This window comes from Pseudodesulfovibrio sp. lm2024 (assembly GCF_051175575.1).
GTDB classification, from domain to species: Bacteria; Desulfobacterota; Desulfovibrionia; order Desulfovibrionales; family Desulfovibrionaceae; genus Pseudodesulfovibrio; species Pseudodesulfovibrio caledoniensis.
Genome location: NZ_CP195092.1, coordinates 2,482,795 through 2,504,445, shown reverse-complemented (window position 1 = coordinate 2,504,445; position 21,651 = coordinate 2,482,795). Strand labels below are relative to the sequence as shown.

Below are 21,651 nucleotides of genomic sequence, written 5' to 3'. Positions count from 1 at the left end.
ACATGCGCGGCATCAAGGGCAAGCAGCTGTACAAATTACTGTTTTACGGCGTCATCTTCGCGGTGGCGGCCGTGGGCGCGCTGGCCTACACGGGTGTGCGCGAGATCCGCCGCGACGCGGCCGTGGTGGCCGTGGAGAGTTCGGCGCGCGGGCTGTCCGGCGCGGTGACCGTGCTCCTCAACGCGGTGCGCAACTCCAATCAGGAGATGGGCCAGGGCATGCTCAAGAGCCTCAAGGCCGACGCCCTGCGCAAGGAGTTCAGCGCGGTGCTCAAGGAGCACCAGAATCTCGAGGCGATCCTGCTCAGCGACGGGCAGGGGCTGCGCTACATGCTCACCCGGCGCTTCGGCGGCATGGTCGAGGCGGTGCCCGACGAGATGCACACAGTCCTGAACTGGGAGTTGCTCAAGGACGCCAAGCCCAGCGACCAGCCGTTCACCGGTTGGGCCCTGGACCTGGGCGAGGTGGACCGTACCCTGTCCAACGAGTTCAACCACCTGGACCCGGGCCAGGTCAACTGGCGCAGCGCGGGCCGTTTCCACCACGTCAAGGTGGCCTGGATCACGGCTTCCTCCCTGGTGGACTCCGGTTCGGGCCAGCACCTCATGCTTTCCTTCGCCTTTCCGGCCGAGGCCATCCTGTCCCAGCTGAGCGAGGCCGAGCACGGCGGGGCCGAGCGTATTTTTCTCTATTGGGGCGACGGCCGGGCCATGCCCGTCGGTGGGCTGGGCGAGGACGTGGGCCCGGACCTGGCCGGGCAGGCCCTGCCCCCGGACAAGCTGCCCGATCCGGTGGTCCGCAAGGCCGTGTCCGGGCTGGCAGCCCTGGAGGCCGGGACCCCGGACAAGCCGTTCTCCTTCACCTCGGGCGGCGAGACCTGGTGGACCTGGGCCATGCCCCTGTCCATCTTCGGCGACACCCTGTCTCTGGGCGTGGCCGTGCCGCGCAAGAACGTCCTGTCCGCCCTGACCAGCGACTCCTTCCTGCAGGCTGGGACCGTGGTCCTCATTCTCATGGCCTTCGTCGTGCTCTTTGTCCTGCACCGCAACCGGGGCCGCATCGAGTCCCTGGGGCTGCGCCGCGAGGCCGCGCTCACCGAGGGCGACGTCATGGAACTGATCCGGGCCGGGGAGGGCGGCAGGCTGGAGTTCAAGCAGACCCTGCGCTTCAATCTCAAGTCCGGCAAGAACGGCAAGGAGATCGAGCACGCCTGCCTCAAGACCGTGTCCGCCTTCCTCAACTCCGAGGGCGGGACCCTGCTTGTCGGCGTGGCCGACGACGGCATCGTGACCGGCTTCGCCGAGGACAATTTCGACAGCGACGACAAGGCGTTGCTGCATTTCAACAACCTGGTGGACCGGCACATCGGCACCGAGTTCTCGCGCTACATCGACAGCCGGGTCATCGCGGTGGACGGGAAGGGGGTCCTGCGCGTGCACTGCGTCCCGGCCCCGGTCCCGGCCATTCTGGACGCGGCCAAGGGCGAGGAGTTCTACGTGCGCAGCGGACCGGCCAGCCGGTGCCTGACGCTCAAGCAGTTCCACGACTGGCTGCGCAAGCACCAGTAGCCGCGCAACCTCGGCCCGCCTTGGCTTCCCGGTTTCCGGGCGGCCAAATTCCTTTACATTCAAATTAATATGGGCCAAACTCCATCTCTTTCCTGATATCATGGTAATCGATGAGGGAGTAACCGTACGATGCCCAAACACTTTTTGACCATTCTGGACATCCCCAGGGATGAAGTGAAGCAGGTTATCCTGCGCGCCAAGGAGATGAAGGACGGCAAGGTCCGCACCGATCTCCTGGACGGCAAGACCCTGCTGCTGATTTTCGAAAAAGCGTCCACCCGGACCCGCGTGTCCTTCGAGGTGGGCGTGCGTCAGCTGGGCGGGGACCCGGTGTTCATCGCCGCCCGCGACTCCCAGCTGGGGCGCAGCGAACCGCTCAAGGACACCGCCCGTGTCCTCTCCCGATACGCTGACGGGCTCATCGTGCGAACCTTCGGCCAGGAGAAGTTGGAAACCCTGGTCGATTACGGCGACATCCCGGTGGTCAACGCCCTGACCGACGAATACCATCCGTGCCAGGTCATGGCCGACGTCCTGACGATGTTTGAACGCACCCCGGACCTGGAAAAGGTCAAGGTGGCCTGGGTCGGCGACGGCAACAACATGGCCCACTCCTTCATCAACGGCTCGGCCGCCTTCGGCTACGAGCTGCGTCTGGCCTGCCCCGAGGGGTACAAGCCCGACCAGGCCATCCTGGACAAGGCCGTCAGCCTCGGCGCCAAGATCACCCTGACCGACGACCCCAAGGTCGCCGTGGCCGGGGCGGATTACGTCAACACCGACGTGTGGGCGTCCATGGGCCAGGAAGAGGAGCAGAAGAAGCGCGAGGCCGCCTTTGCCGGCTACATGGTGGACGAGTCCCTCATGAGCTTGGCCGCGTCGAACGCGGGCTTCATGCACTGCCTGCCCGCCCATCGCGGCGAGGAGGTCTCCGAAGGCGTCTTCGAGTCCCCGGCCTCCATCGTCTGGGACCAGGCCGAGAACCGGCTCCACGCGCAAAAGGCGATCCTTGAGTGGATCTTTAAATAATTTCGATCAAGTACAAGGAATATACAATGCAGAAAATTGATAAGGTCGTGCTCGCCTACTCCGGCGGTCTGGACACCTCCATCATTCTCAAGTGGCTGAAGAACAACTACGACTGCGAAGTGATCTGCATGACCGCGGATCTCGGCCAGGGCGAGGAGATGGACGGCATCGAGGAAAAGGCGCTCAAGACCGGCGCGGTCAAGGCCTACGTCGAGGACCTGCGCGAGGAGTTCGTGCGCGACTACGTCTTCCCCATGTTCCGGGCCAACGCCTTGTACGAGGGCCGCTACCTGCTGGGCACGGCCATCGCCCGGCCGCTGATCTCCAAGCGCATGGTCGAGATCGCCGAGATGGAAGGGGCCCAGGCCGTGGCCCACGGCGCCACCGGCAAGGGCAACGACCAGGTCCGCTTCGAGCTGGCCACCATGGCCCTCAACCCCCGGCTGACGACCATCGCCCCGTGGCGCGAGTGGGAGCTCAAGTCCCGCACCGACCTGATCAATTTCGCCAAGGAAAACGAGATTCCCATTCCGGTCAGCCGCAAGAAGCCGTGGTCCATCGACGCCAACCTGCTGCACACCTCGTTCGAGGGCGGCGAGCTTGAGGACCCGTGGAACTCCCCGGGCCCGGACTGCTACCCCGCAACATCATCCCGCCCGAGAAGTGCCCGGACGAGCCCGAGGAAATCACCATCGACTTCGAGGCAGGCGATCCCATCGCCATCAATTCCGTGAAGTACTCTCCGGCGGCCCTGCTGGCCAAGCTCAACGAGCTGGGCGGCAGGCACGGCATCGGCCGGGTGGATATGGTCGAGAACCGCTTCGTGGGCATGAAGTCGCGCGGCGTGTACGAGACCCCCGGCGGGACCATCCTGGCCGCCGCCACACCGCGACCTGGAAGGGCTGTGCATGGACCGCGAGATGATGCACCTGCGCGATTCCCTCATTCCCAAATACGCCGAGATGGTGTACTACGGGTACTGGTTCTCGCCCGAGCGCGAGGCCCTGCAGGCCATGATCGACAAGTCCCAGGAAAAGGTCACCGGCACCGTGCGGGTCAAGCTGTACAAGGGCAACTGCGTGCCGCTATGGAGAACGATTACCCGTATATGAGGACTTCACCCAGCCGCCGGGAATTGTTATGGTCAAGGTGGACGGCAACACGGGCAAGCTCGCCTCGCCGTCCTCGACGCAGGAGTTCTTCCTGCCGTTCAAAGTGGGCTCCGAGCCCACGGAGACGGCCCGCTCCTATGGCGGGGACGGAGACGCCCCGGCGTCGGCCGACGACCCTGTTCAAGCAAACCTTCTAGGCAGTTGGGGGCACCATGGAACTCGATCTCTATCAGGTGGACGCGTTCGCGGACGAGGTCTTCACCGGCAATCCGGCGGCGGTGATCCCGCTCTACGAGTGGCTGTCCGACGAGCTGATGATGCACATCGCCATGGAGAACAACCTGGCCGAGACCGCCTTCTTCGTGCGTAAGGGCGAGTACTTCGAACTGCGCTGGTTCACCCCGGAGATCGAGATCGACCTGTGCGGCCACGCCACCCTGGCCAGCGCCCACGTCCTCTATGCCCACCTGGACTATACCGATCCGGCCGTGGTCTTCGAGACCAAGAGCGGACGGCTCTTCGTGGACCGCGAAGGCGGCGGCTACTCCATGGACTTCCCGGCTTGGTCGTGCTCCAAGATCCAGGTCACCGAACGGGTGGCCGCAGCCCTGGGCGCGCGCCCGGCTGAACTGTACATGGGCAGCCGCGACATGATGGCCGTGTTCGAGACGAGGAGGAAATCCGGCGCTCGATCCCGACTTCCGCTTGGTTTCGGGCCTGGACGGGTTGTGCCTCATCTGCACCGCGCCCGGCGTGGACCACGACTTCGTGTCCCGCGTCTTCGTGTCCGGCGACTCCATCCCCGAGGACCCGGTCACCGGGTCGGCCCACTGCACCCTGGTCCCGTACTGGGCGGACCGTTTGGGCAAGTCCACGTTTTTCGCCTACCAGGCCTCCAGACGCGGCGGCTCCATGCGCTGCGAATACCTCGGCGACCGGGTCAAGATATCCGGCAACGCCGTGACCTACATGACCGGAACCATTCACCTCTAGGAGGGGCCATGCCGTTCATCAAAGTGGAAACCAACGTTGCCGTGGCCGACGAGACGGCCTGCCTCAAGGGTATCTCCGCCCTGGCCGCCGAGATTCTCGGTAAGCCCGAGGCCTACGTCCTGGCCGTGCTGGAGCCGGGCAAGCGGCTGCTCTTCGGCGGCACCGGCGATCCGGCGGCCTTCGTCTCCCTCGACTCCATCGGCCTGCCCGAGACCCGCACCCCGGAATTCTCCGCAGCCATCTGCGCGTTCCTGGCCCGGGAGTTGTCCATCCCGGCCAACCGCGTGTACATCGCCTTCGGCGACATCAAACATCACCTTTTCGGCTGGGACGGCGGGACCTTTTAGGCGTCCCCGGCCAGCCTTCCTTTCCCCCCGCAGACCGCAGCCCGACGGTTCTCCGCCGGGCCTTTGCGCATTCTTCGCCCTTGTCCTTAGGGCAGCCCATATTCGGTAAAATCGGTTGCGCAAATCGATATTGCGCGACATTGCGCGATTATCCCAAGGTATTTGTTTGATAATTCTTGTGCACGCCTTTTGCATTTCCATGTCTTTTCGCAACGCGTAAATTCATGGGGGCTTTTCATGAGCATCAAAAGCAAGCTGATCCTGATCTTCGTGTCCGTGCTAATGGGCCTGACCGGAATCTTTGCGGTGAACTATGTGGGCGGGCAATATGTGGTCAAGACGCGCAATCTGGCCATGTTGGCGCGGGAGGGCACGGCCCTGTTTCTCCAGGCGCGGCGGCAGGAAAAGAACTTTCTGTTGCGCAAGGACGGGCAATATACCCGCAAGGCCCTGGAGGACGCGGACAAGGCAGGGCGCGTGCTCGAAGATATCGCCCGGCTCAAGCCGGGACTGGCCGTCCGCTGCCGTGAGGCCCTGGATATTCTGCGGCAGTACCGCGAGGCGCTGGTTCAGGTGAACGACCACTACGTGGCCATGGGGCTGACCATGAAGCAGGGGTTGCGCTGGGATTTCATCCAGGCCGCCCGTAACATGGAGGCCGAGTTCGGCAAGGCGGCCATGAGCGAGGAGTTCGTCATCAAGCTGCTCCAGATGCGGCGCCATGAGAAGAACTACATCATTCGGGGCGACGAGCAGTACGTGGTCCGCGTGGCCAAGGGCGCACAGGAGTTGCGCGCCATGCTCACGGCCGGAGACACCCCCGAGGCGGCGGCCGGGCAGATCAAGGCGCTGCAGGGCTATCTCGACGCCTTCAACAACTATGTGGACAGGGAGAAGCGGATAGCGGCCATCACCGGCGGCCTGGTGGAGGCGGCCCGTTCCCTGGAGCCGGTCTACGACGAGATCGCCGAGAGCAGCGCGGCCCAGTCGCTGCACGACGCCCGGATGATCGACTATGGCGTGGTCGGCGTGGAGCTGGCCGTGGGCGCGGCCATCATGCTCTTGCTCCTGTGGGTGATGCGGTCCATCAACGGGCCGCTCATGCGCCTGAATTCCTTTGCCCGCAGCGTGGCCGGGGGGAACCTCGAAGCGCAGCCAGAGGGCGCGTTCAGCGCCGAGCTGGGCGCGCTCAAGGACGTGCTGGTGGACATGGTCGACAATCTTCGAACCGTGATCGCCCAGTCGCGCAAGATGGAGGAGGACGCGCGTACCCAGGCCGGTGCGGCGGGCCGGGCGCGGGACGAGGCCCTGGCCCAGCAGGAGCGCGTCCAGGCGTTGCTGGAGCGCATGGGCGAGGCCGCCGGACGGGCAGACGAGGTGGCCAGGAAGCTGACGGCGGTGTCCCATGACCTCAAGGAGCGCACCGGAAAGATCGCCGGAAGCGCCGTCACGCAGCAGGAGCGCATGTCCGAATCGGCCACGGCCATGGAGGAGATGAACGCCACGGTCAACGAGGTGGCCATGAACGTGAGCGACGCGTCCGGCCTGGCCAACGAGGCCAGCTCCGAGGCGAGCGAAGGCATCCAGGTGGTCCACCGGGCGGAGAAGTCCATGGCCGAGGTGGCCGGGACGGTCTCGGTGCTGGAGGAGGGCATGTCCCGCCTGGGCTCGGACACCGAATCCATCGGCCAGGTCATCAGCGTGATCAACGAGATCGCGGACCAGACCAACCTGCTGGCCCTGAACGCGGCCATCGAGGCGGCCCGCGCGGGCGACGCCGGGCGCGGGTTTGCGGTGGTGGCCGACGAGGTGCGCAAGCTGGCCGAAAAGACCATGGTCGCCACCAAGGAGGTGGAGGAGCGCATCACCGCCATCCAGGAGGCCACGGGCCGCAACATCCGCGACGTGAAGGAGACCCTGGCCCACGTGGCCGAGGCCAACGGCGAGGTCGGCAATTCCGTGGAGGCGTTCAGCAACATCCGCGAGTGTTCGGCCAATGTGGCCGACCGGATCGAGGGCATCGCCATCGCGGCCCGCCAGCAGTCCGTGGCCAGCGAGGAGATCAGCGGCGCGGTGCTGGACGTCAGCCGTCTGGCATCGGCCACGGCCGAGGACGTACAGCAGGCCGCCTCGGTCATCGCCGGGCTGGCCGACATGGCCGAGACCCTGCAGACGATCATCGGCCATCTGGGCGGAGAGGAGCGCGAACCCGAGCGGGTTTTGCCCGGCCACGCCGAAGGGCGCAAGCTGGGAGTCGTGCAATAATAAAGGGCGGCCGTTAAGGCCGCCCCTATCTCAACAAAGTGAATAATTCCCGCCGAAGGCGGTCCAGGGATTCCAAAGGGGGCTCGCCCCTTTGGCCGCCGGAGGCGAAGTCACCCGACAATCCCGCCAAAGGCGGAACCCTTCCCTCTTGCTTCTATAACAACTTCAACCGCCAGTTGAACTCGCTGGTCCGGTTGGGCCGGGGCACGTTGCGGGGCCATGGTTCGAGCATGGTCACGAAGGTCTTGAAGCCGAGCCGTTCCAGGGTGCGGGCCTCTTTGGTCAGGTCCACTTCCCAGCCCGGGAAGATCCAGTTGTTCTGGCCGTACTTGCGCACGAAGGCGACCTCGTTCATGGGCGACTTGATGGCCTCGTCGAACGGCACGGCGTCGGCCAGGAACCGGGAGATGCCGAACGGCCACATGCCCTTGATGACGAAGCCGAGCGGCAGGGGCGGGTTCTGGGCCAGCCCCTCGAGGTCCTCCAGCGGCAGTTCCGGGTTGATGATGGCGCTGGAGAAGCCGAGCCCGCGCAGGACGTCCAGGGCCAGCTTATTGGCCGTGTTGCAGAACGGCCCGGCGGTCAGGGTCGTGTTTTTGCGGTCCTCGAAGTAGGCGGCCTGCCACGGGGCGTTGAGCACGAACTCGCGCGCGCCCTTGCGCACCGCCTCCTTGATCAGGGAGCGGTACTTCTTGTCCTCGTCGGGCCAGATGACCGGCGGCAGCCACCACTGGGCGCGTGCCGTGTCCTTTCCGGCCACCTTGCCGAGGATGGAGCGTTCCAGCCAGAAGGCCGGGCGGTCCCAGGTCTTGCCCCTGGGGGGCTGGCGGAACAGGCTCACGGACTCGGTGCGGGGGCCGGGCTTGCCTTTGCCTTTGCCCTTGCCGCGAACGCGCGGCGCGGCCTTGGGCCAGGTGGGGGTGAAGGTGGATTCCTTCATCTCCGGGGCCGGGAAGAAGTCGAGCTCCTTTTCCAGCTCCCTGATCTGCTTGACCAACTGCGGTTCGCGCCGGTCCACCAGAAAAACCTTGGTGCCCGTGGGCAGGGGCGGGCCGGTGTGCTTGCGGGAAAAGGGGATGTCCATACGCCCGCGTTTGGGCACGCGGCGGCGGATGGGGATGGTCCGGTGGCCGGGCTGGTCCTCGTAGCCCACGCGCACCAGATCACCGGTCTCGAGCTGCTCGCGCGGTTCGAAGTAGAGCTTCTTCTGGTCGCGTTTGATCTCGCCGATGAGCCTGCCGGAGCTGGTCTCCTCCTTGGGCTGGATGGGCTGGAACGGACGCTGGGGCAGAAACACGGAGTGGCTCGACGGCCGTCCGAGGGCCTGGTCCAGAAGCTCCACGGCGGTCTTCTTGGCCTGGGCGTCCTGCGGGTTGTCGCGCAGCATCTGGTACGCCTTGACCGTGTAGAAGACGTAGTGAGGGCCCTTCTTGCGGCCCTCGATCTTCCAGGCGGCCACGCGGTCCATGGACAGCAGGGGCTTGGTCAGCACGTCCAGGGAGAGGTCCGAGCAGGAGAAGAGCCGCTCGGGCTGCTCCTTGCCCCGGGTGTAGAGGCGGCGGCAGGGCTGCACGCAGCGGCCGCGCAGGCCGGACTTGCCGCCCAGGTAGCTGGACCAGTAGCAGCGTCCGGACACGCAATGGCACAGCGCGCCATGCACGAAAATTTCCAGGTCCAGGTCCTTGGGGCAGGCGTCGGCCATGAGCTTGACCTCGTCCAGGTTCAGCTCGCGGGGCAGGACCACGCGGTTGGCGCCGAGCTTCTTGGCCACGTCCAGCCCGGCCGGGTGGGACACGTTGGCCAGGGTGGACAGGTGCAGCTCGCCGGTGTAGCCCGCCTGCTTGGCCAGGGTCAGCATGGCCAGGTCCTGGACGATGAGGGCGAACGGCTTGACGTTTCGCTGCAGCCGGTCGATGAGCCTGCCTGCGGATTCCACGTCCTGGGGCTTGACCAGGGTGTTCATGGCAACGTAGGTCTTGGTGCCGCGATCACGGCCCAGGCTTGCCAGCTGCGCCAGCTCGCTGATAGAGAAGTTCTGGGCCTGCATGCGGGCCGAGAAGTGTTTCAAACCCACGTAGACAGCGTCCGCCCGGCCGCGACGGCCGCCAGGAAGGCGTTCTTGTCCCCGCGGGGGCCATGATTTCCGGAATATGTTTTTTTGCTCATAAGGTATCTGTATGTCCTTGAGGAATTGCCGCAGTGTCAAGGTATTGAATGTATCCCCGGTCGGTCAATCAAAAACGGTCGGCGAATTTTTCGAACTGACGCTCGAACGACCGGACTGGGACGGGTGGAAGCCCGGCCAGTTCGTCATGATCCGGCCCAGCTCCTGGGAGCTCGACATGCTCTGGGGCAGGCCGTTCTCCCTCTGTTCGGGCGACGCCGACTCCATTACCCTGTTCATCCAGGCCGTGGGGCGCGGCACCCGGCGCATCGCCGAGTTATCGCCCGGCGACCTGGTGACCATGTGGGGCCCGCTCGGCAATTCCTTTGCCGTGGAGCCCGACGTCCCGACCCTGATGCTTGCCGGGGGCATCGGCATCGCACCTTTTCGCGGTTATGTCGAGCAACATCCGCGCCCCGAAAACCTGTCCCTGTTTCTGGCCCACCGCCTGCCGCTCGACTGCTACCCTTACGATTTGCTGTCCAGGACGGTGAAAAGCAAGTGCATGATCGAGGCCAAGCCGACCGATCTGGACTGCATCATCGACGCCCTGCGCGGGCAGATCGAGGAGAACGCCAAGCAGGGCGGCCTGGTCCTGTGCTGCGGCCCCACGCCGTTCATGCGCACGGTCCAGCGGTTCGCCAGGGAGTTTGGCGCGCGGGCGCAGGTCTCGCTGGAGAACCGTATGGCCTGCGGGGTGGGCGCGTGCCTGGGCTGCGTGACCAAGGACGGCGAGGGGCATCACGTCCAGGTGTGCACGCGGGGCCCGGTGTTCTGGGCGGATAAAGTGGAGCTGTAGGAGGCCGCAACCATGGATATGCAAGTCAATTTCGGCGGTCTTTCCCTCAAGAACCCGGTCATGACCGCGTCCGGGACCTTCGGCTTCGGCCTGGAATTCGCGCCCTACGGCGACCTGACCCGGCTGGGCGGTTTCGTGGCCAAAGGGCTGTCGCTCAAGCCGCGCGAGGGCAACCCCATGCCGCGCATCGCCGAGACGCCGTGCGGCATGCTCAACGCCATCGGCATCCAGAATCCGGGCGTTGAGTATTTCGTCACCCGCGCCCTGCCCATGCTGCCCTGGAAGGAGGTGGCCGTCATCGCCAACCTGTACGCCTGTGACGCCGAGGAGTTCGGCGAACTGGCCGGTGTGCTGGCGGGCGAGGAGGGCGTGGCCGCGCTCGAGGTCAACGTGTCCTGCCCCAACGTCAAGGAGGGCGGGGTGGCGTTCGGCCAGGACCCGTCCCAGATCGCCAAGGTCACCGAGGCGGTCAAGAAGAAGGCCGGGAACAAGCACGTCATGGTCAAGCTCTCGCCCAACGTGACCGACATCGCGGTCTGCGCGAGGGCCGCGGCCGAGGGCGGGGCGGATTCGCTCTCACTGATCAACACCCTGTCGGGCATGGCCGTGGACATCCGCAACCGCAAGCCGCGCATCGCCAACGTCATCGCCGGACTGTCCGGCCCGGCGGTCAAGCCGGTGGCCTTGCGCTGCGTGCACCAGGCGGTCCACGCCGTGGACATCCCGGTGGTCGGCATGGGCGGCATAGCCTCAGCCGAGGACGCCCTGGAGTTCATCCTGGTGGGCGCCCAGGCCGTGCAGGTGGGCACCGCCAATTTCCTGCGCCCGGACTTCGCCTTCGGCCTGGCCGACGAGATGGAGGCCCTGCTTTCGGAGGTCGGCGCGGCCAGCCTGGACGAGTTCCGGGGCAGCCTGCAACTGCCGCTTTAAAAAGGGGAAAATTAGTGCTTGCCAAGCCCCATCATATTGGGTAGAAACTGCCTCTCAACGCGGAGAGGTGTCCGAGTCCGGCTTAAGGAGCACGCCTGGAAAGCGTGTTTGGGGGGAACTCCAACGGAGGTTCAAATCCTCTCCTCTCCGCCACTTTTTTCAAAGGTCTTGTTTTCCAGTAGGTTACTGAGAAACAAGGCCTTTTTCTTTGGACTTGCTACAGCGCAAGGAGCAAAAGGCATGTCCAAATACCCCGGTTTGAAGAGGCGCGGAAGTCGTGGGATTTACCAACTTCGGTTGGCTGTTCCTCGTGATCTTCATGCCGTTTTCGGTCGCAAAGAAGTCACTGTCTCCCTCCGCACTTCTGACTCCCAGAAAGCCGTGGATCGCTTTCAGCGAGGTTGGGCGGCTTCGTGCTGTTTTCGCAGACTGTCGCAAGACTCCTGCCGGGGATTTTCCCTGAAACCCATTGCCGAAGGTTTTTAGGAGCAGCCGACCAACCTACTCCCACCAGTTTCAGTGCCAGCTACTGGCCCTCTGCTTTCCAAGGCCATTGAAGCATGGTTCTCAAGTCCTGAGGCCCGCAAATTGAGGGCGACCACTGCCAGAGACACGCGAGTTGCCCTTATGCACTTCATTGCCGCTCGTGGTGATCGTCCGTTAGGCTCTTATGAGAAGAAAGACGCTCTCGTGCAAGACCTGCCTCCGCGGCGGAACCTGCTCAAGATTTGCAAGGGAATGGCCCTTGTGGACATTGCAAAGAAAACACGGGCAATGGGTGCCTAGACAGGCAAATAGCACTCTCTGTCATAATTCTTGGGGGGAGCGCCAAGCTCGACCGACTTTCTCAGGATGCACATTACTAGGCCCTCAAAAGAGCCGTGTGAGTTTTGTCTGCGCCGATATGCCGGATGCAAATAATATCACGGTCGGCATCATGGCTCTCGTTGTCCAACAAGAGCGGGAGATGATTTCAAAAGGACTAGGGAGGCTCTGGCAGCGGCAAAAGCATGCGGCGTTATGCTGGGTGTCCTAATGTGGCTGCTCATCTCCGTTAGTACGGCAACGAGGTTGGAGTGAAGACAATCAAGAGCAATGCCGATAGAAGCCCCGAGTCCTTGTGGTCACAGCGGGAGACACCAGCAAAGAGACATCGTTTCATTTGCGTGGATTGCGAAGGAGTTAACCGCACAAAAGATGACGCCCCCCGTGGCGGGGAATGGCATCCGTCCAGTGTGAAGCGACTGCTAGAACGGTTGGCTTAATCGATATTCCATGGGGCTACACATTGTCCATCGAGGCTTTTATGATGCCAGTTGGACTCTCAAAATCTGTTGTGAAGTTGTTGAGCAGGTATTTCTGAATGCATTTAAGTCAGATAAATTGACCACTTAAAAATTATTCATTCTATAACAAAAAAATAAATGGTGAAAAAAAAATGAACTTTTACAACCTTGTCGACTTGGGTAGGTAAGAAGCCTAGACGTTGCGCGGCGTGATCAGGAATGTGCTCAGACAGATTTGCTTTACATAAACCTCGGGCAGACTCGGCTCAAGCGCGATCATCCTCGCGATCTTCTTTTCCACCTTCCGTCTGGGTAACCGAGGATACTTATTTAGAATATAGCGTATCTTCTTCCCATTGTGGCCCGGCTGTAAAGAGCGGAGAAGTTTGCTGGCATATTTGCGTATGCACTCTGCTTGGCCGAAAAGCCCCAATGGTTCAGGGATCCATGTAGATTGTCCAGAGTCATGTCTCTGCACTAGTTTGGTCAGCGTTTCTGAAGCGGGAACCTTTACATTTTCCAAAAAAGTACTGATATATTCTAAGTCTTTCAGTTTCGATTTCCTGAGTTGATCCATGTTGTCGAGCAATCTCAGAACTTCTTCGTCACTTTCCGCCTTCTGACCAATCTTAATCATTACATTCGCGACGATTCCAGAGTCGTAACATGGGCGATATTGAATGACAGGAACTCCCATGAGTGTCGCTTCCATGCCCGTTGTGCAATCGTGATGGATTACGACTTTGGCAAGAGCTAGCCATGCCCGCACCTCGCCTTTGTTGTGACCACAGTGAGATTGTCCAGGTGGCCTAGTTTACTCGTGTAGCTTTCAAGATTTTCCTGCGGGTGAGGACGAAGGATAATGGTCGTCTTCGGGTGCTGTCTGGCGATCTTTTCAATAAGACCGATGGTGTGGTTGAATAACACCTCCTGATAAGCGCTAATTTTTTTTACATGAGCCTGTACCTCCTGAGTTGCGTACATCTGCCATTCTTTCATGCTTGTGAGCATTTTTAGGTAATTCTCACAACCCATGGCATGGTTGAAAAATCCATAATTGGTATTGAATAGGATGAAGTCGCGGCCGTAGGTGTCCACGATGTCGTGATTTTCGTACAATGAGATAAACTTTTCGGAAAGCAGGTCAAAGGAAGGATGCCCGGTCACGCATATCAACTCGCGCTGCTTTTCAGTGAGGAATCCAGAAATTCGTTTTTTCTGAGTGTTACCCCATAAGCACATTTTAGTCACATGATCCGCGACCTTGGAATAATTGTTGACATGGGCATCTGTAGTGTCGATGGCCGAAAGACCTTCTGGGTCGATGTTGAATACAAGCCCTCCGTTGCGGAGGATTAAGTCATTGGTTTCCTTGTGCTGGTCATTGTCGAAGTAGCAAACAGGTCGTCTGCAACCCGTTGCTATTCGATTGGCCATATATTCTCCAATCAGTGATGGGTATCCTGCCTTTGCAAGATGAAGCGACAAATAAAGTGCTCCGTCGAGCTCTCTGGACGCGATTTCAATTGGATGGACGCAGAGCATAAATTCCCCCTGACTTGTCAGGACATCACCCGGGTTATGTCATTAGCGTCAATGCGTGGCAGGGTCAAAGATGAGTGTAGTGCGGTGTCAGCTACAGCCACTTCGGTCGTCATGCCGAGCTTAAAATTACGGGCCTTGAGGGTAGCTAAAAGAGTGTCATTATAATCGCCGTATGGGTAGCATACGGTCAGTGCATTCTGATCAACACCGACAGACTTGAGGAATTGAAGTGAGTTATCTACTTCGGTTATTTGATCTGAGGGGGACAATCGCCCCTGCCATTCATGTCGGTATCCATGAACTCCAATATGCATCCCGGCTTCCCTCATTTCAATCAATTGGCCGGGAGAAACGTAGAGTTCGCGGGAAAAACTGGCTTCGTCCGTGTTCAAATATCTGATAAAGAGGTGGTTGGTGACCCTGTTCCGAACATCTTCTGGAAGTCCCAATTGCAAAATGCGTTTAATGAAAATAACTTTCTGCGGAATCGAATCGATTTGGATGCGCCAACTCCTTCCAATAATGCTCTTTGGTTTAACATCGATTTCGCCCTGGAGTGCGTCAACTTGCTCAAAAATCTCAGCTACAAGCTGTTTTGTGTCCTTCGCTGCGGCTAAAATAAAATGGATTTTGTTCACGTCGAGCACTTTGCTTTCAATGACCGCCTGTGCGGGGACGTAGAATGATCCTTGGATGTTGTATTCTTTTAGTAGGGGAAAAACGAAGTTATAGTGGTCTATATACCCATCATCGAACGTCAGGAGGACTGCGTTGGCCGGAAGCTCGACGCCGGAAGAAAAAAGCTTCGATTACATCTTCAATGTGTACAGGTGAATAATGCTTTTTGAGGAAGTCGAGTTGTTTTTTGAAAATTGAAACGTCCAACCCCTTGATCTCCGGGTAGGCCGAATTTATAAGGTCCCTTACATAATGATACATGATTATGGTGACGCTAGACATGGTTTATCCTAAACAATGGTTTTGGGCGATCCTGATCGGAATCTCCTTTAAAGAGACAATAATTAGGAGTGTCTTTCACAAAATAGTGCAGCTGAATATTTTCTTTACAGAAAGGAGCAAAATACAGAGGGACTGTTTCTGTTTCCGGTTTTTTTAATCGAAAACCAATTTTTGTGAAGTGTGCTGGCACTTCAACTCGGCACACCATGTCCACGTACTCACATTCCTTTTCGACGAGAAGCGACAGTAACGCCTCTCGCAAATCCACAGGGGCCATCCAAGATCCAAACCAATCGACAATGTGTAGGCAAGAAGCGCCAACGTCCTCAACTGTATCTACGCGAGTCACGATGATCGCATGCTGAGTGCAGCCGGGGCCGCAAGTCCCCGTTCTCGCTCTACAACTCCGAGCTGGCCACCTTCGAGGAAGACTACGTGTACGACCAGGCCGACGCCGCCGGGTTCATCAAGCTGGTCGGCCTGCGCCTCAAGGGCCGCATGCAGCAGTCCAAGTGGGGCGGGAAAGAGACCGAAGACTCCTGCGAGTAAGCCATGGCAGACAAGAAGATGTGGGGCGGGCGGTTCGCGCAAGGGACCGCCGCGTCCATGGAGGCGTTTTCCGAGTCCGTGTCCTTTGACCGGCTCCTCTACGCCGAGGATATACGCGGTTCCCAGGCCCACGCCAGGATGCTGGCCAGGCAGGGCTTTCTGACCGATGAAGAGGCCCGGACCATCTGCGACGGGCTGGATACGGTCAAGTCCGAGATCGAGTCCGGCGCGTTCGTCTGGAAGACCGAGATGGAAGACGTGCACATGAACGTCGAGTCCCGGCTGACCGAGATCATCGGGCCGCTGGGCGGCAAGCTGCACACCGCGCGCAGCCGCAACGATCAGGTGGCCCTGGACTTCCGTCTGCACGTGGCCGCCCGGCTGGCCGCATGGCAGGAGTACCTGGCCTCGGTCGTCGCGGTCTTCGTGGACCGCGCCGAGGAGCACAAGGACACCATGCTGCCCGGCTGCACCCATTTCCAGCCCGCCCAGCCCGTCACCCTGGGCCAGCACCTGCTGGCCTACTGCCAGATGTTCAAGCGCGACTTTGAGCGCGTGACCGACGCCCTGAAGCGGGTCCGGGTCATGCCGCTGGGCGCGGCGGCCCTGGCCGGGACCACCCACCCGGTGGACCCGCGCGCCGTGGCCGACGACCTCGGCCTGCCCGCGACGTTCGCCAACTCCATGGACGCCGTGTCCGACCGCGACTTCGTGCTCGAGGCCGTGTTCGCGGGCTCCCTGGTCATGGCCCACCTGTCGCGCATGTGCGAGGAGCTGATCATCTGGGCCAACCCGAATTTCGGCTACGTCAAGCTGCCCGACCAGTACGCCACGGGCTCCTCGATCATGCCCCAGAAGAAGAATCCCGACGCCTGCGAAATCATGCGCGGTAAGACCGGTCGCGTGGTCGGTTCGCTCATGGGGCTGCTCGTCCTGATCAAGGGGCTGCCCATGACCTACAACCGGGACATGCAGGAGGACAAGGAGCCGTTCTTCGACGCCGACCGCACGGTCACCGCGTCGCTCGGCATCATGGCCGACATGCTCCGGCTCATGGCGTTCGTGCCCGAGAAGATGGCCGAGACCGTCAAGCGCGGCTTCCTCAACGCCACCGAGCTGGCCGACTACCTGGCCGCCAAGGGCGTGCCTTTCCGCGAGGCGCACCACATCACCGGCGCGGCCGTGGCCTATGCCGAGGGCAAGGGCGTGGGCCTGGAGGACCTCGGGCTGGCAGAACTGCAGCGTTTCTCCGGGGAGATCGGGGAAGACGTCTACGCCGTGCTCGACTACTCGGCGGCCATCCGGCGGCGGATCACCCCCGGCGGCACGGGCCCCGACTCGGTGGCCGCGCAGATCAAGGCGCTGAGGGAGTGGCTCGGTACCCTGTAGAGGCTGTCCGTAATTCGAGTTTTTTTTGCCGATTCACTTGATTTTTCAACCAACGGCATTACTCTAGATTCCTGAAATCGCGGTAAACGCGACGTCAAGCGGGCCCCCCGGGCCGTTCTATTGACCCTTACGGAGGACTCTCCTTTGAACAACCATATGAAAAATCTTGTCATCTGGGCGATCATCTTCATTCTGATGGTTGTCCTGTTCAACCTTTTCAACCAGCCGCCCGTGCCCAAGGACACGCCGTCCTACAGCGAGTTCCTGTCCATGGTGGACAGCGGCGCCGTGGCCTCGGTCAAGATCCAGGGCCCGAAGATCACCGGCATGAAGAGTTCCGGCGAATCGTTCCAGACCTACGCACCGGAAGACCCGAAGATGATCGAGACCCTCATCGCCAAGGGCGTGGAGGTCAAGGCCGAGCCGCCGGACGAGTCGCCGTGGTACCTGACCCTGCTCCTGTCCTGGTTCCCCATGATCCTGCTCATCGGCGTCTGGATATTCTTCATGCGCCAGATGCAGGGCGGCGGCAGCGGCGGACGCGGGGCCATGAGCTTCGGCCGGTCCAAGGCCCGGCTGATCAACGAGGAGACCGCCAAGGTCACCTTTGAAGACGTGGCCGGCGTGGACGAGGCCAAGGAAGAGCTGTCCGAGATCGTGGACTTCCTGCGCGAACCGCGCAAGTTCACCCGCCTGGGCGGGCGCATCCCCAAGGGCGTGCTCCTGGTGGGCGGTCCCGGTACCGGTAAGACCCTGCTGGCCCGTGCCGTGGCCGGCGAGGCGGGCGTGCCGTTCTACTCCATTTCCGGTTCGGACTTTGTCGAGATGTTCGTCGGCGTGGGCGCGTCCCGCGTGCGCGATCTCTTCGCCCAGGGCAAGAAGAACGCTCCATGCCTGATCTTCATCGACGAGATCGACGCCGTGGGCCGCCAACGCGGCGCGGGCCTGGGCGGCGGACACGATGAACGGGAGCAGACCCTGAACCAGCTGCTCGTGGAGATGGACGGCTTCGAGTCCAACGAGGGCGTCATCCTGGTGGCCGCCACCAACCGTCCGGACGTGCTCGACCCGGCCCTGCTGCGGCCCGGCCGTTTCGACCGCCAGGTGGTCGTGCCCAACCCGGACCTGCGCGGCCGCGAACGCATCCTCAAGGTGCACAGCCGCAAGACGCCGCTGGCCCCGGCCGTAAACCTGGAGATCATCGCTCGCGGCACCCCGGGGTTTTCGGGCGCGGACCTGGAGAACCTGGTCAACGAGGCGGCGCTCGGCGCGGCCAAGCTGGGCAAGGACCGGGTGGACATGAGCGATTTCGAGGAGGCCAAGGACAAGGTCATGATGGGCGGGCGCGAGCGCCGGTCCATGATCCTCTCCGAAGAGGACAAGAAGACCACGGCCTACCACGAGGGCGGACACGCCCTGGTGGCCAAGTTCCTGCCCGGCACCGATCCGGTGCACAAGGTCTCCATCATTCCTCGCGGGCGCGCGCTCGGCGTGACCATGCAGCTGCCCGGCGAGGATCGGCACAATTATTCCAAGGAATACCTGCGCAACAACATGGCCGTGCTCATGGGCGGCCGTGTGGCCGAGGAGGTCGTGCTGAACCAGCTGACCACCGGCGCCAGCAACGATATCGAGCGGGCCACCAAGACCGCCCACAACATGGTCTGCATGTGGGGCATGTCCGACAAGCTCGGTCCCATGAGCTTCGGCGACAATCAGGAGCAGGTCTTCCTGGGCCGCGAACTCATCCACAACAAGAACTACGGCGAGGAGACAGCCAAGCTGATCGACTCCGAGGTCCGGCGGTTCGTGGAGGAGGCCCACGAGAAGGCCACCAACCTGGTCAAGGAAAACCGGGAACTGCTCGACGCCATCGCCATGGCCCTGCTCGAACGCGAGACCATCACCGGGCATGACATCGATCTGCTCATGGAAGGCAAGGAACTGCCGCCCGTGGAGCCGAACAACAATTCCGGTTCCGGTTCGTCCGGCTCCACCGATTCGGGCACGGCCAACGGCTATACCCCCAACGGACGGGCCACCAAGGATTCCGGCCCCGGTTACGAGCCCGAGAGCGAGAAGTCCGGTGAATCCGGCGACGACTTCATCCTCGACGACGGCGACGGGGACGGGCAAGACGGGGACGGCGGCGAAAACAAGCTGCAATAATCGACAAGCGACACATCATGAACGATACGACGTGGACAGTTAAGGGGGGCAAGGTCTTGGGACCTGCCCCCTTCTTCATTGCCGGGATAGTCAACGTGACCCCGGACTCCTTCTACGACGGCGGGACCCATGCCGACACGGCGTCGGGCGTGGCTCACGCCCTGGAGCTGGCCAGGCAGGGCGCGCACATCCTGGACATCGGCGGCGAGTCCACCCGGCCATATAGCGACCCGGTGGGCGAGGCTGAGGAGATGGACCGGGTCCTGCCCGTGGTCCAGGGGCTGATCGAGGCAAGGACCTGCGCGGTCATTTCCGTGGACACCTACAAGGCCAAGGTGGCGGCCCGCTGCCTGGAGGCCGGGGCGGCCATCATCAACGACGTGTCCGGGTTCCGTTTCGAGTCCGAGCTGCTGGACGTGCTCGCCGAGTACAAGCCCGGCTACGTGCTCATGCACTCCCTGGGCCGACCCGAGACCATGCAGGACGAGCCGCGTTACGACGACGTGGTCGACGAGATCATGGCCTTTTTCGAGGAGCGCCTTTCCGTCCTGGAGCGGGCCGGGCTGCCCCTGGACCGCGTGGTCCTGGACCCGGGCATCGGGTTCGGCAAGAAGCTGGAGCACAACCTGGCGATTCTCCGGGAGATCGATCGGTTCAAGGCGCTGGGGCTGCCCATCTACATGGGATTGTCCAACAAAGCCCTCTGGAAGGGGCTGGTCGGGGCCGAGGCAGGGGAGCGGCAGAACGCCACCCAGGCGGCCACGGCCGTGCTCGCGGCAAAGGGCGTTCCCATCCATCGCGTGCACGAAGTGCAATTAACGCGACAAACATTGACCATAGCTCGTGAATTGGCGTAGTTGAAGCACATGTTTGAGCTTTTCGGAATTCAAGTCACCTGGAGGGTCCTGCTCGATATCGGGCTGGTGGCCTTCATCTACTATAACATCATCGTGCTCGTCCGCGGGACCCGCGCCGCCGCCGTGCTCTATGGCCTGGTGGTCGTGCTGGTGGTCTACTACGTGGCCGAGAAGTTCAATCTCTACACCCTGAACGCGCTGCTCGGCGAGTTCCTGACCTCCCTGTTCCTGGTGGTGGTCATCCTGTTCAAGACCGACATCCGCAAGGCGCTGGCCTCGGTGGGCACCAGGCGGTTCTGGACCAAGTCCGACGTGCGCGACGACACCCTGGACCAGCTGACCCAGGCGGTCATGACCATGTCGCACACCTCCACCGGAGCGCTCATCGTCATCGAGAAGAACATGCCCCTGGGCGACATCATCGAGCGCGGCATCGAGCTGGACGCCAAGGTCAACAAGGAACTCATCGAGACCATCTTCTTTTCCGACACCCCCCTGCACGACGGGGCGGTCATCGTGCGCCGCGACCGCATCGTGGCCGCGGCCTGCATCCTGCCCCTGTCCAACAAGCTTCGGGGCCAGCCCATGTACGGCACCCGGCACCGGGCTGCGCTGGGCATCTCCGAGGGCTCGGACGCCATCACCGTGGTGGTCTCCGAGGAGCGGGGCGAAGTTTCCGTGGCCATGAACGGCCGCCTGACCACCAGCCTGGACGAGACGCGCCTGCGGCGCGTGCTCAAGAACGCTCTGGGGCGCTGATATGCTGCGAAACTGGCAAACCATACTGCTGTCCATCGCCCTGGCCGTGTTCACATGGTTCCTGGTCACGGGCCGTGAAGTGGTCGAGACCTGGGTGGACATGCCCGTGGTCATGACCAACCCGCCCGAGGGGCTGATCATCGAGGACGGTCTGGTGGACAAGATCCAGGTCCGCCTGCGCGGCCCCAAGGGGCTGGTCGGCAACCTCTCCTCCCAGAATCTGGCCTACCCGGTCAACGTCAGCAACCTCAAGATCGGCGAGCAGGTGGTGGACATCGATCCGGCCAAGATTCCGCTGTCCTCGACCTACGAGATCATCGAGGTCAAGCCCAACCGGCTCCGCCTCACCGTGGATCGGCGCATCTCCAAGAAGATCACCGTGGAGGCCGCCTGGGCGGGCAATCTCAATTCCGACTACAAGCTGCAGGAGGTCACGGCCTCCCCCGACGTGGTCACCATCCGGGGGCCCGAGACCCTGCTCAGAAAGATTTCCAAGACCCGCGTGGTCCTGAAGGGCGACTTCCCCGAGGACGTCCCCCGGTCCTGGGCCGAGGACGTGGCCCTCGAGGTCCCGGACGAGATCGAGGCCCTGCCCGGCCAGGTCAACGTGGAGGCGTTTTTCGCGCCCAAGACCCGCGAGATATGGGTCAAGGTGCCCATCGAGTACCAGGACCCCGAGGGGTACAAGGTCTCGGTCCAGCAACGGTACGTCCGCCTGCTCATTGAGGGGCCGGTCTTCCTGTTCCACGACGACGAGTACCGCAAGGCCATCCTGGCCTCGGTGGTCTTCGACGGCAAGGTCGGCGAAGGCCAGTTCGAGATGAACTACGAAGTGACCCTCCCCGAAGGGTGCAGGCTCGAAAAGAGAAATCCCGAGACGGTCACGACCGTCCTCAAGAAGAATTAGTCGCCGCTTGCGCGGCGGTTTGG

General features: G+C 61.9%; 17 protein-coding genes, 1 tRNA gene and 4 pseudogenes. 17 read left to right on the top strand and 5 right to left on the bottom strand.

What is annotated here, in order from left to right; genetic code table 11:
* The first annotated feature begins 2 nt into the window (after positions 1-2).
* From ACR42D_RS11975 to ACR42D_RS11945, 7 genes and pseudogenes are all read left to right on the top strand, one after another.
* Positions 3-1,568, top strand: a complete 1,566-nt coding sequence (locus ACR42D_RS11975) for an AlbA family DNA-binding domain-containing protein (protein WP_484567031.1) — start codon at positions 3-5, stop codon at positions 1,566-1,568.
* A 129-nt stretch (positions 1,569-1,697) separates the two neighbouring features.
* Positions 1,698-2,597, top strand: a complete 900-nt coding sequence (gene argF / locus ACR42D_RS11970; protein WP_484567030.1) for an ornithine carbamoyltransferase — start codon at positions 1,698-1,700, stop codon at positions 2,595-2,597.
* 26 nt (positions 2,598-2,623) lie between these two features.
* Positions 2,624-3,691, top strand: a pseudogene (locus tag ACR42D_RS11965) (argininosuccinate synthase); the annotation flags it as partial.
* A 230-nt stretch (positions 3,692-3,921) separates the two neighbouring features.
* Positions 3,922-4,236: pseudogene (locus ACR42D_RS11960) on the top strand (PhzF family phenazine biosynthesis protein); the annotation flags it as partial.
* Positions 4,237-4,414: 178 nt separating this feature from the next.
* Complete coding sequence (locus tag ACR42D_RS11955; protein ID WP_484568462.1) at positions 4,415-4,702, top strand: PhzF family phenazine biosynthesis protein; 288 nt, start codon at positions 4,415-4,417, stop codon at positions 4,700-4,702.
* A gap of 8 nt (positions 4,703-4,710) precedes the next feature.
* Positions 4,711-5,049 carry a phenylpyruvate tautomerase MIF-related protein gene (locus tag ACR42D_RS11950; protein WP_484567084.1) on the top strand — a complete coding sequence of 113 codons (339 nt, stop codon included), beginning with the start codon at positions 4,711-4,713 and terminating at the stop codon, positions 5,047-5,049.
* A gap of 237 nt (positions 5,050-5,286) precedes the next feature.
* Positions 5,287-7,314 carry a methyl-accepting chemotaxis protein gene (locus ACR42D_RS11945; protein ID WP_484567029.1) on the top strand — a complete coding sequence of 676 codons (2,028 nt, stop codon included), beginning with the start codon at positions 5,287-5,289 and terminating at the stop codon, positions 7,312-7,314.
* Between the two features lie 154 nt (positions 7,315-7,468).
* Here the strand turns inward: ACR42D_RS11945 and ACR42D_RS11940 are convergent, their stop codons facing one another.
* On the bottom strand, positions 7,469-9,388 hold the full coding sequence (locus ACR42D_RS11940) for a peptidase U32 family protein (protein WP_484567028.1): 1,920 nt from the start codon (positions 9,386-9,388) through the stop codon (positions 7,469-7,471).
* Between the two features lie 103 nt (positions 9,389-9,491).
* Here ACR42D_RS11940 and ACR42D_RS11935 point away from each other — a divergent pair, with 103 nt between their 5' ends.
* The 4 genes from ACR42D_RS11935 to ACR42D_RS11920 all read left to right on the top strand — a co-directional run bounded on the left by ACR42D_RS11935 (position 9,492) and on the right by ACR42D_RS11920 (position 11,693).
* Complete coding sequence (locus ACR42D_RS11935) at positions 9,492-10,277, top strand: iron-sulfur cluster-binding protein (protein WP_484567027.1); 786 nt, start codon at positions 9,492-9,494, stop codon at positions 10,275-10,277.
* Between the two features lie 12 nt (positions 10,278-10,289).
* Positions 10,290-11,207 carry a dihydroorotate dehydrogenase gene (locus ACR42D_RS11930; RefSeq protein ID WP_484567026.1) on the top strand — a complete coding sequence of 306 codons (918 nt, stop codon included), beginning with the start codon at positions 10,290-10,292 and terminating at the stop codon, positions 11,205-11,207.
* A gap of 61 nt (positions 11,208-11,268) precedes the next feature.
* Positions 11,269-11,360: transfer RNA gene (locus ACR42D_RS11925), tRNA-Ser, on the top strand.
* Between the two features lie 87 nt (positions 11,361-11,447).
* A complete protein-coding gene (locus tag ACR42D_RS11920; protein WP_484567025.1) occupies positions 11,448-11,693 on the top strand; it encodes a DUF6538 domain-containing protein in 246 nt (81 codons plus the stop codon).
* A 993-nt stretch (positions 11,694-12,686) separates the two neighbouring features.
* On the opposite strand, the gene ACR42D_RS11915 is transcribed toward ACR42D_RS11920, so the two are convergent.
* From ACR42D_RS11915 to ACR42D_RS11900, 4 genes and pseudogenes are all read right to left on the bottom strand, one after another.
* On the bottom strand, positions 12,687-13,205 hold the full coding sequence (locus tag ACR42D_RS11915; protein ID WP_484567024.1) for a hypothetical protein: 519 nt from the start codon (positions 13,203-13,205) through the stop codon (positions 12,687-12,689).
* A gap of 41 nt (positions 13,206-13,246) precedes the next feature.
* The gene (locus ACR42D_RS11910; RefSeq protein WP_484567023.1) at positions 13,247-14,038 is read right to left on the bottom strand and encodes a surface carbohydrate biosynthesis protein; all 792 of its coding nucleotides are present in this window, start codon (positions 14,036-14,038) and stop codon (positions 13,247-13,249) included.
* Positions 14,039-14,055: 17 nt separating this feature from the next.
* Entirely contained in the window at positions 14,056-14,676 is a 621-nt protein-coding gene (locus ACR42D_RS11905) for a polysaccharide deacetylase family protein (protein WP_484567022.1), read from the bottom strand.
* A 24-nt stretch (positions 14,677-14,700) separates the two neighbouring features.
* Positions 14,701-14,808, bottom strand: a pseudogene (locus ACR42D_RS11900) (polysaccharide deacetylase family protein); the annotation flags it as partial.
* Between the two features lie 565 nt (positions 14,809-15,373).
* Here ACR42D_RS11900 and ACR42D_RS11895 point away from each other — a divergent pair.
* The 6 genes and pseudogenes from ACR42D_RS11895 to ACR42D_RS11870 all read left to right on the top strand — a co-directional run.
* A pseudogene (locus tag ACR42D_RS11895) lies at positions 15,374-15,547 on the top strand (argininosuccinate synthase); the annotation flags it as partial.
* A 3-nt stretch (positions 15,548-15,550) separates the two neighbouring features.
* Entirely contained in the window at positions 15,551-16,936 is a 1,386-nt protein-coding gene (gene argH / locus ACR42D_RS11890; RefSeq protein ID WP_484567021.1) for an argininosuccinate lyase, read from the top strand.
* 144 nt (positions 16,937-17,080) lie between these two features.
* A complete protein-coding gene (gene ftsH / locus ACR42D_RS11885) occupies positions 17,081-19,105 on the top strand; it encodes an ATP-dependent zinc metalloprotease FtsH (protein ID WP_484567020.1) in 2,025 nt (674 codons plus the stop codon).
* 17 nt (positions 19,106-19,122) lie between these two features.
* A complete protein-coding gene (gene folP, locus ACR42D_RS11880) occupies positions 19,123-19,962 on the top strand; it encodes a dihydropteroate synthase (protein WP_484567019.1) in 840 nt (279 codons plus the stop codon).
* Positions 19,963-19,971: 9 nt separating this feature from the next.
* Complete coding sequence (cdaA, locus tag ACR42D_RS11875) at positions 19,972-20,721, top strand: diadenylate cyclase CdaA (RefSeq protein ID WP_484567018.1); 750 nt, start codon at positions 19,972-19,974, stop codon at positions 20,719-20,721.
* Position 20,722: 1 nt separating this feature from the next.
* Positions 20,723-21,628 carry a CdaR family protein gene (locus ACR42D_RS11870; RefSeq protein ID WP_484567017.1) on the top strand — a complete coding sequence of 302 codons (906 nt, stop codon included), beginning with the start codon at positions 20,723-20,725 and terminating at the stop codon, positions 21,626-21,628.
* The last annotated feature ends 23 nt before the right edge of the window (positions 21,629-21,651 follow it).

Coding starts and splice junctions, on each gene's coding strand:
- ACR42D_RS11975 (WP_484567031.1), top strand. CDS start 3: ATGCGCGGCATCAAGGGCAAGCAGCTGTACAAATTACTGTTTTACGGC.
- argF (WP_484567030.1), top strand. CDS start 1,698: ATGCCCAAACACTTTTTGACCATTCTGGACATCCCCAGGGATGAAGTG.
- ACR42D_RS11950 (WP_484567084.1), top strand. CDS start 4,711: ATGCCGTTCATCAAAGTGGAAACCAACGTTGCCGTGGCCGACGAGACG.
- ACR42D_RS11945 (WP_484567029.1), top strand. CDS start 5,287: ATGAGCATCAAAAGCAAGCTGATCCTGATCTTCGTGTCCGTGCTAATG.
- ACR42D_RS11935 (WP_484567027.1), top strand. CDS start 9,492: ATGTCCTTGAGGAATTGCCGCAGTGTCAAGGTATTGAATGTATCCCCG.
- ACR42D_RS11930 (WP_484567026.1), top strand. CDS start 10,290: ATGGATATGCAAGTCAATTTCGGCGGTCTTTCCCTCAAGAACCCGGTC.
- ACR42D_RS11920 (WP_484567025.1), top strand. CDS start 11,448: ATGTCCAAATACCCCGGTTTGAAGAGGCGCGGAAGTCGTGGGATTTAC.
- ACR42D_RS11915 (WP_484567024.1), bottom strand. CDS start 13,205: ATGGAAGCGACACTCATGGGAGTTCCTGTCATTCAATATCGCCCATGT.
- ACR42D_RS11910 (WP_484567023.1), bottom strand. CDS start 14,038: ATGCTCTGCGTCCATCCAATTGAAATCGCGTCCAGAGAGCTCGACGGA.
- argH (WP_484567021.1), top strand. CDS start 15,551: ATGGCAGACAAGAAGATGTGGGGCGGGCGGTTCGCGCAAGGGACCGCC.
- folP (WP_484567019.1), top strand. CDS start 19,123: ATGAACGATACGACGTGGACAGTTAAGGGGGGCAAGGTCTTGGGACCT.
- cdaA (WP_484567018.1), top strand. CDS start 19,972: ATGTTTGAGCTTTTCGGAATTCAAGTCACCTGGAGGGTCCTGCTCGAT.
- ACR42D_RS11870 (WP_484567017.1), top strand. CDS start 20,723: ATGCTGCGAAACTGGCAAACCATACTGCTGTCCATCGCCCTGGCCGTG.